Source organism: Pseudomonas onubensis, from assembly GCF_965653655.1.
GTDB lineage: Bacteria > Pseudomonadota > Gammaproteobacteria > Pseudomonadales > Pseudomonadaceae > Aquipseudomonas.
On record NZ_CBFHAZ010000167.1, the window covers coordinates 1 to 7,868 of the forward strand.

Genomic DNA, 7,868 nt, shown 5'->3' on the forward strand with positions numbered 1-7,868 from the left:
GCGGAGTGTCAGTCACTGTATTAGGCGACTGACCCACCGCCTTCGCGAGCAAGCCCGCTCCCACATGTTTGACCGCATTTCTACAGGTGGATGGGGTCAGGCTTTAGTGCCTAACCCATCCGCCCGGAACATCCCGCGAATCCCGCGTACCGCCTGGCGAATCCGGTCCTGGTTTTCGATCAGCGCAAAGCGCACATGATCATCGCCATACTCACCGAAGCCAATCCCCGGCGACACACACACCTTCGCCTCCAGCAGCAGCTTCTTGGCAAATTCCAGCGACCCCATGGCGGCATACTGCTCGGGGATTTTTGCCCAGACGTACATCGACGCCTTCGGATTCTCGACCATCCAGCCCAGCTCATGCAGGCCTTTGACCAGCACGTTACGGCGCTGGCGATACTGCTCGGCAATGTCTTTCACGCACTGCTGATCGCCTTCCAGCGCCGCAATCGCTGCCACTTGCAGCGGGGTGAAGGTGCCGTAGTCGTGGTAACTCTTGATCCGCGCCAGGGCGTTGACCAGTTCCGGGTTACCGACCATAAAGCCGATGCGCCAGCCGGCCATGTTGTAGCTCTTGGACAGGGTGAAAAACTCCACCGCAATGTCCTTGGCGCCTGGCACCTGCATGATCGAGGGGGCTTTCCAGCCGTCGTAGACGATATCGGCGTAGGCCAGGTCGTGGACAACAAGCACGTCGTACTGCTTGGCCAGGGCGATCACGCGTTCGAAGAAGTCCAGTTCCACGCACTGCGCGGTGGGGTTGGACGGGAAGCCGAGGATCATCATCTTCGGCTTGGGGATCGAGCCACGAATCGCCCGTTCCAGCTCGGCGAAGAAGTCCACGCCCGGCACCAGCGGCACCGAACGCACCTGGGCGCCGGCAATCACGGCACCGTAGATGTGAATCGGGTAGCTTGGGTTGGGCACCAGCACGGTGTCGCCCTGGTCCAGGGTCGCCAGCATCAAGTGCGCCAGGCCTTCCTTGGAACCAATGGTCACGATGGCTTCGGATTCCGGGTCGATATCCACTTCGTAGCGGTCTTTGTACCAGCGCGAAATGGCCCGGCGCAGACGCGGAATGCCTTTGGAGGTGGAGTAACCGTGGGTGTCTTCACGCTGGGCGACGGTGACCATTTTTTCCACAATGTGTGGAGGCGTGGCGCCGTCAGGGTTACCCATGCTCAAGTCGATGATGTCTTCGCCGCGCCGACGCGCAGCCATCTTCAGCTCGGCAGTGATATTAAAAACGTAAGGGGGGAGTCGATCTATGCGCGCAAAGCGGCGCGGCGAACCTTGGTCGGCCATTGTTGCCTCGAAGTACGTAAGCGCCCGGAACCGTCCGAGCGACGTCGGCCACTGCGGCGGCCTGCGGGGCAGACAATACGGTCGATGATGGCCAGTTGTCCAGATGCGTAGGAAAAATTTCTACTTGGAGTGCAGCGTGGATATGCCCCTATACTCGACGCGGGTTTGTTCCCTCATAAGAAGGAGACTGTTCGTATGGATCAGCAGGCAAAACTACCGTTAGAGCCACGCATGGAAGCCGGTAAAGCCCTGGTAATCGCTGGGGTACAAGGGCGTTATTCAAAGGCCACAGTGGGTGATATCCCAAAGCTGTGGGATTTGTTCAACACCTGCATCAAAGACATCAAAAAGCGCGTCGGGGGCGTGACCTATGGTGTGTGCCATAACCCCCATAATGGCGAATTTGACTACATGGCCGGGGTTGAAATCCCGACTAAAAGCGACGTGCCGGGCAACTTTGAATTCATCGAAATTGCGCCCCTCAACTATGCCGTGTTCCCGCATCACGGGCCGGTGCAGGCACTGGAGCAAACCTACGAGCGCATCATGTTCGAGTGGTTGCCGCACTCGGGCTACAAAGTGATGGGCGCGGATTTCGAACGCTACAGTGCTGATTTTAACGCCGACAAGGGCACGGGGGCGGTGGAGATCTGGCTGCCGGTTGGCGAAAAGGGCTGACGGCAGTGCTGTCAGCGCCGGCAGGCCGGCGCCGACAGACGTATCAATACAGCGTGTTTTTGACCCGCTCCGGCATCTCTCGGTCATAGGCCTCGGCATCAAACTGCCCAGCATTGAGCCGCTTGTGAAATGCTCCGGCCGACGGTAACGCCGAGCGGTCCAAATGTTTTTCGGGGTTCCAGCAGTCCGAGCGCACAAAGGCCTTGGAGCAGTGAAAATACGCGGCCTCCACCTGCACCAGAATCACCGAACGTGCCGGTTTGCCATTCACCGCAAAACTCTCCAGCAGCTCGGGCTCGATGGAAATCTGCGCCCGGCCATTCACGCGCAACGTTTCGCCAACCCCCGGGATGATGAACAGTAAGGCAATGCGTGGGTCTTGCAGCAGATTGCGCAGGGTGTCGAGCCGGTTATTGCCCGGCCGGTCCGGGATCGCCAGGGTGCGCTCATCCACAATCCGTACAAACCCCGGCACATCACCACGTGGCGAGCCATCAATGCCGTCCGGCCCGGATGAACTCACCACCACCAACGGCGACGCCCGCACCATGGCCTGGTAATCCTCGTTGAGAAACGCGATCTCCTTGCGCATCGCCCGCTCGTGGGGCGGGCCGTAGAGGGTTTCGAGTTGTTCGAGGGTTGTCAGCATAGTCACCACCTTGTCCTTGGATGAGTACAGAAGCATTCAGCCACCGAAGCTCTGCTGGTAGCTCTGGGCTGATTGTCGAATGGCCTTTGCAACGTCAGGCGCTAACCGACAGTATTCGTCTTCGCGCTTGAGCACGACCTCAAGGGTTTGCAGCAGCGCCTGAATACGCGCCTCAGGTTTTTCGATCTCGCAGGTTTTTGCAAACTCAAGGATGCCCAAACGTGAGGCAAACATTGATTTGTTGCCGGACAGGTCCAGCGCGAGTGTGTCTTCAGGTATATAGGCGGTGGTATTCACGATGTCGTAAGCCGGGGCCAGGCGCGCGTCAAATTTAATCGGGTCACTGTAGAGCACACCGAAGTTTTTCAGGTGAGCATCGCCGTTTCCCACGATGCAACTCAAAGCCACGCTATCGAACAATTGGTCCAACGAGCTGCGTTGGTTTTCCGGTGAGCAAAACGCGCGTACAGCCTTGGCAATGGCGGCATAGCTCTTGGTGTATTTCTGTTCGGCAGACAGGCCCATCAGTGTGGTCATGTCTTCGAAACCCAGCGGGTTGAGCTGCTCGTCGCGATCAAAGCGCCGCATGATGAATAGCTTATGGTTCTGCGACAGATAAAACGGCGGCACGGGCAGGCCTGCATCCCGCGCAATGGACATGCACAGGTATTCATTGATGGCCAAGCCCGGAAACTCATCACGCCCGCTCTTGATAATCAGGTCGTTGGTTTTTGAAGTGAATTTTTGCTCGGGAGTTTGAGGTTTTTCTGGCACCAGCACTTTGGGCTGCACGCCAGAAATGCCCGCTCGAAGAATGTAACGGTCCACCAAGTCGGCGAACAGGTCTTCTGCTCCGTCCCACGCGAGAATTTCCGCCAGGTTCTCTCCGTTTGCGGGCGGACCGTTGCGTTGGATTAGTTCGTTTATCTGATCGGAAATCACGAAAACCCGGCCAATCGGTGCACTGCTACCTGACAAGGCAAGCAACAGCATCGGGTCCACTTTTACTGTTTTAGCCAGACGGTTACGCAACTGTTCCAGTACGTAGCCTTCGGGCAAATTCATTTGAAAGATTGGATGCAATTCGCGGCGGCGATATTCTTCTGCGCGCACGGGCATGGTAAGGCTGATGGCGCTTTGGGCCTGTGCCTTAGCGTCGTAGCGAAACAGGTAATCATCAGCGCCCACCAAGACGCTGCCGCTGTCGCCCTGAGGCGTATGAACGCTAAGAGCGGGGCTATTCATTGAACAAGTCCTCTAACTCTTCAAGTGTCGGCAGAGTCACTGGCACTAATTTGACCTCACTGCCCAGGGCGGCAATCACGCGAGCATAGGCATTCATGGAAACAGAGAGGCTGCCCTTCTCGATTTCGATCAGTTTTTGCCGGGTAACGCCCGCAAGTTTCGCCAGGTCCGCTTGTGTATAGCCACGGTTGAGGCGCATGGAGCGAACTTGTTGGCCTAAGCGTTGGGTGATAATAGAAGTGTCCATGTCACGTATTCATTACTTTTGATTATTTAAGTCATATATACGTTACATTTTTAAGCTGTCAATGCCATCCCGACCAAACACCCAACTCAACCTGCGCTCATACCCAACCCGCCCCTTATACGCCTCCCCGCTGTCCACCCACCCAGCCGCCAGATACAACCCCATCGCCGCCACATTGTCGGTGTCCACCGACAACTCCAGCGCCTTGATCTGCGGCCACGCCTGCAGGGCTGCCGCCGGCAATCCCTGCAAACACGCTTTGCCAAACCCGCGCCCTTGCTGATGCCGGTCCACCTGTAACGCGTGCAGCGTGGCGCTGTGTTCATCGGCCCAATGGGGCAGGCAGGGCGGGCGTTTGAGCAGCAGGAAGGCCACGGGCGTTTCGTCGGCCAGCAGGGCAAAGCCTTTGATCGCACCGGGCTTGGGGTTGACCAACAGGCTGTTGAGCGCGCAGTAGATATCGCCGGAATACGCCAATTGCTCGGGGTGCACTTGCAGGGTGTCGAGCTGCTGTTTTTGCACAAGGCTCAGCGTCTCATAGGCGACGAGGCGTGTTTCCATCGGGGGCGCATCCGAAATCCTACAAAGAGGCGGGGATTCTAGCGGGTTTGCTCGGAGCGAAATTATTTTTCAGCGGTGTGTCGATTTGTCCAAAGGCCATTCGACCAGGGGTGTCCTTTGTGATTTCCAACCCCCAGGAGTATCGCCATGAGCACTGCCATCAACCGCCTGATCGAGCAATGGAAGCAAGCCGTACTGGCCCGTGATATCGACAAAATTGTCAGCTATTACGCCGACGATATCGTCTCGTTCGATGCCGTCACTGCGCTGCAATTCAAGGGCAAGGCTGCCTACCGCGCCCATTGGGATGAATGCATGAAGCATTGCCCCGGCCCGGGTATTTTCGAGTTTCATGAGCTGCATATCGTCGAGGCGCCCGACAGCGCGTTTGCCCACTGGCTGGCGCACTGCGGCGGCGCCGGGCCGGATGGTGTGGTGAAGGCGTGCTGGATGCGCGTGACCGCCTGCTACCAGCGCATCAACGGGCAGTGGAAGGTGGTGCATGAGCACTGGTCGGCGCCTTTCGACATGGAAAGCGGCACGGCATTGTTCGACCTGAAACCTTGACCGCCACGAACTATAGTCAGTAGTCCGAAAACGGAGAGCACCATGAAATACCTCTGCCTGATCTACAGCAACGAAGAGGTGCTGCACACCTCGCCCGACAGCCCTGCGGACCCGGAGTGTCTTGCCTACGCCGAGGCCATCCAGGCCAGCGGCCGGATGCTCGCCGCCGAGCCGCTGGAGTCGGTGAGCACTGCCACCACCGTGCGCATGCGTAATGGCAAGCTGTCGATCACCGACGGGCCGTTCGCCGAAACCAAGGAGCAGCTCGCCGGGTTTTACCTGATCGAGGCCAAGGACTTGAACGACGCGCTCCAGGTGGCTGGCGGCATACCGGCGGCGCGGGTCGGCAGTGTGGAAGTGCGCCCCGTGCGTCAATTGAATCTCTGTACACAACAACCACAAGACAGGAGGTTTACCCATGAATACCCAACCCGCTGAATTTGAACTGTCCATCAGCCGTCTGATCGACGCGCCGCCAAGCAAGGTGTTTCGCGCCTGGACCACACCCGAGTTGTTGCAGCAATGGTGGGGACCACACGGCATGACCACGCCGGAGTGCGAAATGCACCTGTGGGTCGGTGGCCTGTTTCGCACCCTGATGCGCGCGCCGGACGGCGCCGAGTACCCGACCTCTGGCGTGTTCCTGGAAATCGATGCGCCGAGCCGGCTGGTGTTTACCGATGCCTATGCGCCTGGCTGGGTGCCGTCGGGCAAGCCGTTCATGACCGCCGAAGTGACCTTCGAAGAGGTCGACGGCAAGACCCAATACACCGCCCGCGCCATGCATTGGAGCGAAGCCGACAAGCAGGCCCACGAAGCCATGGGTTTTCATGACGGCTGGGGCCAGAGCCTCGACCGCCTGGTGACGCTGGTGACCCAGGGCATGCCCGATTGACCCCGCAGGTCGAAGCGATTTACCGCAGCGAATCACGCCGCGTACTGGCGACGCTGATTCGCTTGCTGGGTGATTTCGACTTGGCTGAAGAGGCGCTGCACGAGGCGTTTTTTATTGCGCTGCAGCGCTGGCCGCAAGACGGCATACCGGCTAACCCACGGGCCTGGCTGGTCTCCACCGGCCGCTTCAAAGCCATCGACCGCCTGCGCCGACAGGCACTTTTTACCCCGTTACTGCAGGAGCAAGCCGACGCGCTGGAAGCGGCTGACTGGAGTGAGGAAGACGTGCAAGACGACCGCCTGCGCCTGATCTTCACCTGCTGCCACCCGGCGTTGGCACCCGACGCCCAGGCGGCGCTGACCTTGCGTGAGATCTGCGACCTCACCACCGAAGAAATCGCCCGCGCCTTTCTGGCCACGCCCACCACCATCGCCCAGCGCATCGTGCGCGCCAAGGGCAAGATCCGCGAAGCGAAAATCCCCTACCAAGTGCCAACCCTGGACCAATTGCCCGAGCGTCTGGACAGCGTGTTGAGGGTGATTTACCTGGTGTTCAACGAGGGCTATTCGGCGTCCATGGGCGCCGACCTCACTCGCGAAGACCTGACCCGCGAAGCCATTCGTTTGGGGCGTTTGCTGCTGGAATTGCTGCCAGAGTCGGAGGTCATGGGCTTGCTGGCGCTGATGCTGCTGCATGAATCGCGCCGAGCAACGCGCACCTCGGCCGAGGGTGAGTTGGTGTTATTGCATGAACAGAACCGCGCAGTGTGGGACGCGTCCTTGATTGCTGAAGGCTGCGCACTGGTGGAGCAGGCGTTGAACACACGGCGTTTTGGCCCGTATTGCCTGCAGGCGGCGATTGCGGCGGTGCATGCCGAAGCGCCCCAGGCTGAGGACACGGACTGGCTGCAGATTGTCGGGCTTTACGATGTGTTGCTGCGCGAAGTGCCGTCGCCGGTGATCGAGCTGAACCGCGCTGTGGCGGTGGCGATGGGGCAGGGGCCGCTGGCGGGTTTGCAGTTGGTGGAGGGCCTCTTGCAGCGTGGGGAATTGTTGGATTACCACCTGGCGCATTCGGCACGCGGGGAGTTTTGCCGGCAGTTGGGGCGGGTTGAAGAGGCGCGGGAAGCCTACGAAAAAGCCCTCTCACTCACCCAGCAAACGCCAGAAAAACGCTTCCTCGAACGCCGCCTGGCCGAGCTCAAATCCTCCACACAATGAAGATCAAAACTGTCGGAGCTGGCTTGGCTGCTGTGGCGGTTTGTCGGTGTACATATCCGTTGCTGCGGTAAGGGCTTCTATTGGTTCCGCTCTTACAGCGGGTCACTTTTGGCAAACGCCCGGAATGCCGGCCCAGCCAAAAGTAACCAAAAGGTCTGTGCCCCACCACTCGGTGCCTCGCTTAGGCTCGGCGTGCCAGAACGAAGGCTTGAATCCGTGGGCCGCCGCGATGGGCCATCCTTGCCCAGCGCGGCTAACCCGGCGTCCTGCCGGGTTACCCACGGATTCAAGCCTGCGTTCGGCCATCGTGGTTAACGGGGCGTCTCAGATCAAAATCAAGATCAAGATCAAGATCTACAGCACGGCGGCCTGCGGCGTTTTTCAAGGTAGTTGTCGCGTCCACCGTCGCGCTACGCGATTTTTATTACCACGGTCAGCTCCCTTTCAGGGTTCAGATACACCGTCCCGATAGGGTTCCAGTTGCGTGTCTCTCCTGAC

General features: G+C 59.1%; 10 protein-coding genes. 5 read left to right on the forward strand and 5 right to left on the reverse strand.

From position 1 onward, the window contains the following. Positions 1-96: 96 nt before the first annotated feature. Positions 97-1,308 carry an alanine transaminase gene (gene alaC, locus ACTD9P_RS28840; protein ID WP_438870314.1) on the reverse strand — a complete coding sequence of 404 codons (1,212 nt, stop codon included), beginning with the start codon at positions 1,306-1,308 and terminating at the stop codon, positions 97-99. A gap of 195 nt (positions 1,309-1,503) precedes the next feature. On the opposite strand from alaC, the gene ACTD9P_RS28845 reads away from it, so the two are divergent. Beyond that, a complete protein-coding gene (locus ACTD9P_RS28845; protein WP_438870315.1) occupies positions 1,504-1,986 on the forward strand; it encodes a GyrI-like domain-containing protein in 483 nt (160 codons plus the stop codon). A 43-nt stretch (positions 1,987-2,029) separates the two neighbouring features. On the opposite strand, the gene ACTD9P_RS28850 is transcribed toward ACTD9P_RS28845, so the two are convergent. The 4 genes from ACTD9P_RS28850 to ACTD9P_RS28865 are packed head-to-tail and all read right to left on the reverse strand — an operon-like array spanning position 2,030 to position 4,688. Then, positions 2,030-2,635 carry a pyridoxamine 5'-phosphate oxidase family protein gene (locus tag ACTD9P_RS28850; RefSeq protein WP_438870320.1) on the reverse strand — a complete coding sequence of 202 codons (606 nt, stop codon included), beginning with the start codon at positions 2,633-2,635 and terminating at the stop codon, positions 2,030-2,032. 36 nt (positions 2,636-2,671) lie between these two features. Beyond that, the gene (locus tag ACTD9P_RS28855; RefSeq protein WP_438870316.1) at positions 2,672-3,880 is read right to left on the reverse strand and encodes a type II toxin-antitoxin system HipA family toxin; all 1,209 of its coding nucleotides are present in this window, start codon (positions 3,878-3,880) and stop codon (positions 2,672-2,674) included. Continuing rightward, on the reverse strand, positions 3,873-4,127 hold the full coding sequence (locus ACTD9P_RS28860; protein WP_017135431.1) for a helix-turn-helix domain-containing protein: 255 nt from the start codon (positions 4,125-4,127) through the stop codon (positions 3,873-3,875). Before ACTD9P_RS28860 ends, ACTD9P_RS28855 begins: the two co-directional genes overlap by 8 nt. 42 nt (positions 4,128-4,169) lie before the next feature. Beyond that, complete coding sequence (locus ACTD9P_RS28865) at positions 4,170-4,688, reverse strand: GNAT family N-acetyltransferase (RefSeq protein WP_285678847.1); 519 nt, start codon at positions 4,686-4,688, stop codon at positions 4,170-4,172. 147 nt (positions 4,689-4,835) lie between these two features. Here ACTD9P_RS28865 and ACTD9P_RS28870 point away from each other — a divergent pair, with 147 nt between their 5' ends. From ACTD9P_RS28870 to ACTD9P_RS28885, 4 genes are read left to right on the forward strand one after another with little or no spacing between them, the layout of a single operon-like run. Further along, the gene (locus tag ACTD9P_RS28870; protein ID WP_285678848.1) at positions 4,836-5,255 is read left to right on the forward strand and encodes a YybH family protein; all 420 of its coding nucleotides are present in this window, start codon (positions 4,836-4,838) and stop codon (positions 5,253-5,255) included. 42 nt (positions 5,256-5,297) lie between these two features. After that, on the forward strand, positions 5,298-5,693 hold the full coding sequence (locus ACTD9P_RS28875) for a YciI family protein (protein WP_438870317.1): 396 nt from the start codon (positions 5,298-5,300) through the stop codon (positions 5,691-5,693). After that, positions 5,674-6,150 (forward strand): SRPBCC family protein, encoded by a 477-nt coding sequence (locus tag ACTD9P_RS28880; protein WP_438870318.1) that lies wholly within the window; start codon positions 5,674-5,676, stop codon positions 6,148-6,150. The genes ACTD9P_RS28875 and ACTD9P_RS28880 overlap by 20 nt, the downstream gene beginning before the upstream one ends. Beyond that, positions 6,147-7,370: an RNA polymerase sigma factor gene (locus ACTD9P_RS28885; protein ID WP_438870319.1), complete on the forward strand. Its 1,224-nt coding sequence runs from the start codon at positions 6,147-6,149 to the stop codon at positions 7,368-7,370. Before ACTD9P_RS28880 ends, ACTD9P_RS28885 begins: the two co-directional genes overlap by 4 nt. The last annotated feature ends 498 nt before the right edge of the window (positions 7,371-7,868 follow it).

Bases quoted from the DNA above. Each gene is read 5' to 3' on its own strand.
- alaC (WP_438870314.1), bottom strand. From the start codon at position 1,308: ATGGCCGACCAAGGTTCGCCGCGCCGCTTTGCGCGCATAGATCGACTC.
- ACTD9P_RS28845 (WP_438870315.1), top strand. From the start codon at position 1,504: ATGGATCAGCAGGCAAAACTACCGTTAGAGCCACGCATGGAAGCCGGT.
- ACTD9P_RS28850 (WP_438870320.1), bottom strand. From the start codon at position 2,635: ATGCTGACAACCCTCGAACAACTCGAAACCCTCTACGGCCCGCCCCAC.
- ACTD9P_RS28855 (WP_438870316.1), bottom strand. From the start codon at position 3,880: ATGAATAGCCCCGCTCTTAGCGTTCATACGCCTCAGGGCGACAGCGGC.
- ACTD9P_RS28860 (WP_017135431.1), bottom strand. From the start codon at position 4,127: ATGGACACTTCTATTATCACCCAACGCTTAGGCCAACAAGTTCGCTCC.
- ACTD9P_RS28865 (WP_285678847.1), bottom strand. From the start codon at position 4,688: ATGGAAACACGCCTCGTCGCCTATGAGACGCTGAGCCTTGTGCAAAAA.
- ACTD9P_RS28870 (WP_285678848.1), top strand. From the start codon at position 4,836: ATGAGCACTGCCATCAACCGCCTGATCGAGCAATGGAAGCAAGCCGTA.
- ACTD9P_RS28875 (WP_438870317.1), top strand. From the start codon at position 5,298: ATGAAATACCTCTGCCTGATCTACAGCAACGAAGAGGTGCTGCACACC.
- ACTD9P_RS28880 (WP_438870318.1), top strand. From the start codon at position 5,674: ATGAATACCCAACCCGCTGAATTTGAACTGTCCATCAGCCGTCTGATC.